Raw genomic sequence first — 2,500 nt, 5'->3', positions numbered from 1 at the left:
ATGCGACAGACGCGTCGCGGGCGTCACGCGCTCATGAACAATATCTGAGATCAGGTTCTCGACACCCTGCAAGGGCAAGGCTTCGTTGGCGTTCCGACCGGGATACCCTGCGCCTTCCGGGCGCTCGGGATAGGTCAGGCCAAGCGCGGCCTCCCTCACCCTGTGAGGCTCAGCAAAAAAATCATCGATTATCAGATGCGTCAGATGCACAGCTGAACTCCACGGTCTCGCACGAACGGGTCAGCTGGAGGCGGCTTGCAGCTCAGCCCTCCACTAATTCGCTCGGACACTCTGATGGAATACAACCAACAACAATCCCCCAAAGCATTACAATGAAGAAAGAATAGATGGGTTGTTACTCCGCAAGTTCGTGCATGCGCGAGGTTTGGAGCAATTACGGTCCAGCTTCACCGTGAGATGCTGGCTATGGTCGATTGGCCAAGACCTTCTGACGACTGAGATGGATCAGCGGATACGGTCGCCTCTGATCGTCGCGATCTGAGCGGCCCGTCTCGATGAACCCCATGGCATCGTAGAATTTGACCGCGCCGATATTCTGCGCGTTTACGTCTGTCGTGATGGCGTCATGCCTGGCAAGCGCGTGATTGACCAGGGCCCGGCCCAGGCCCTGACCATGCGCAGCCGGGTCAATGAACAGCGCATCCATGTGTGCGCCGGTGTCTGTTGGCGAAACCAGCATGAACCCCAGGATCTCGCCGGCGGCCGACTGCGCCAGGGCGAGCGGCGCCTGGGACAGGAAGCCGCACACTTCTTCATCGATCGCTCGCCGGTCTTCCGGCGTCAGGAAATCATGGGTGGCGTCAACCGCATCGCGCCAGATCTCAATGACGCGATCGCCCTGAGCCTGGGTGGATGGAATGATCTGGATCATGGGGCCAGCTCCTGATGCCTTCATCAGGCTGAATACACAAAACCCCCGGCCATGAGGCTCGGGGGTTTTACGTATTTTGCAGTATAAACGGAGAAGATGATGCATCGATCGAGCGGACCGGGCGGCGACCTACTCTCCCATGCCTTAGGACATAGTACCATTGGCGCAGAAGGTCTTAACGGCCGTGTTCGGGATGGGAACGGGTGTGGAGCCTTCGCTATAACCACCCGGTCGGCGCGACCGATGCATTTTGTAGAGACAAGCTGACTGTGTGGGCTTCATGGGACGAAGCGATCGCCGCCCATGAGCATTGTTGGATCAAGCCGATCGAGCAATTAGTACTGGTCCGCTTCACGCATTGCTGCGCTTCCACTTCCAGCCTATCAACGTGGTGGTCTTCCACGGCTCTGATAGGGATACCTGGTTTTGAGGGGGGCTTCCCGCTTAGATGCTTTCAGCGGTTATCCTTTCCGCACTTAGCTACCCTGCTATGCTGCTGGCGCAACAACAGGTCCACCAGAGGTGCGTCCATCCCGGTCCTCTCGTACTAGGGACAGCTCCTCTCAAGTATCCAACACCCACGGCAGATAGGGACCGAACTGTCTCACGACGTTCTAAACCCAGCTCACGTACCGCTTTAATTGGCGAACAGCCAAACCCTTGGGACCTGCTCCAGCCCCAGGATGCGATGAGCCGACATCGAGGTGCCAAACAATGCCGTCGATATGGACTCTTGGGCATCATCAGCCTGTTATCCCCGGCGTACCTTTTATCCGTTGAGCGATGGCCCTTCCACGCGGGACCACCGGATCACTATGGCCGTCTTTCGACTCTGTTCGACCTGTCAGTCTCACAGTCAGGCTGGCTTATGCCATTGCACTCAACGAGCGATTTCCGACCGCTCTGAGCCAACCTTCGCGCGCCTCCGTTACTCTTTGGGAGGCGACCGCCCCAGTCAAACTACCCGCCACGCAGGGTCCCGGATCCAGGTTCATGGACCGCGGTTAGACGTCAATGAGGATAAGGGCGGTATTTCAAGGATGGCTCCACCGGAACTGGCGCTCCGGTTTCAAAGCCTCCCGCCTATCCTACACATATCGCCACTAACGCCACTGCGAAGCTGTAGTAAAGGTGCACGGGGTCTTTCCGTCTGACCGCGGGAACTCCGCATCTTCACGGAGAATTCAATTTCGCTGAGTCTCTGTTGGAGACAGTGGGGAAGTCGTTACGCCATTCGTGCAGGTCGGAACTTACCCGACAAGGAATTTCGCTACCTTAGGACCGTTATAGTTACGGCCGCCGTTTACCGGGGCTTCAATTCGGAGCTCTCACTCCTCCTTTTAACCTTCCGGCACCGGGCAGGCGTCAGACCCTATACGTCGTCTTGCGACTTCGCAGAGCCCTGTGTTTTTAATAAACAGTCGCCACCCCCTGGTCTGTGCCCCTGGACAACGGTTGCCCGCAGCCAGGCTCCCTTCTCGCGAACTTACGGGAGTAATTTGCCGAGTTCCTTCAACAGAGTTCTCTCAAGCGCCTTGGTATGCTCTACCAGTCCACCTGTGTCGGTTTGGGGTACGGTCTAATGCGGGAGCTATTTCCAGGGACGGC

At 57.4% G+C, this 2,500-nt stretch carries 2 protein-coding genes and 2 rRNA genes (2 of these 4 only partly in view); all 4 read right to left on the bottom strand.

All coding sequences use genetic code 11. From position 1 onward, the window contains the following. A protein-coding gene (locus tag RBA95_RS08295) for a DUF6445 family protein (RefSeq protein ID WP_306016391.1) crosses the window boundary here: on the bottom strand, positions 1 to 210 show its start. It extends 408 nt beyond the left edge of the window; 210 of the gene's 618 nt are visible here — the first part of the coding sequence; the start codon lies at positions 208 to 210; the stop codon falls past the left edge of the window. A gap of 214 nt (positions 211 to 424) precedes the next feature. Beyond that, positions 425 to 892: an acetyltransferase gene (locus RBA95_RS08290; protein ID WP_306016390.1), complete on the bottom strand. Its 468-nt coding sequence runs from the start codon at positions 890 to 892 to the stop codon at positions 425 to 427. A gap of 116 nt (positions 893 to 1,008) precedes the next feature. Next, a 5S ribosomal RNA gene (gene rrf, locus RBA95_RS08285) occupies positions 1,009 to 1,123 on the bottom strand. Between the two features lie 83 nt (positions 1,124 to 1,206). Further along, positions 1,207 to 2,500: ribosomal RNA gene (locus tag RBA95_RS08280) — 23S ribosomal RNA — on the bottom strand; it runs 1,493 nt beyond the window's last position.

Origin of the sequence: Oceanicaulis sp. MMSF_3324 (assembly GCF_030733545.1) — a bacterium.
Lineage (GTDB): Bacteria > Pseudomonadota > Alphaproteobacteria > Caulobacterales > Maricaulaceae > Oceanicaulis.
The sequence above is the reverse complement of the archived record's forward strand: the minus strand, read 5'-3'. Positions and strand labels throughout refer to the sequence as shown.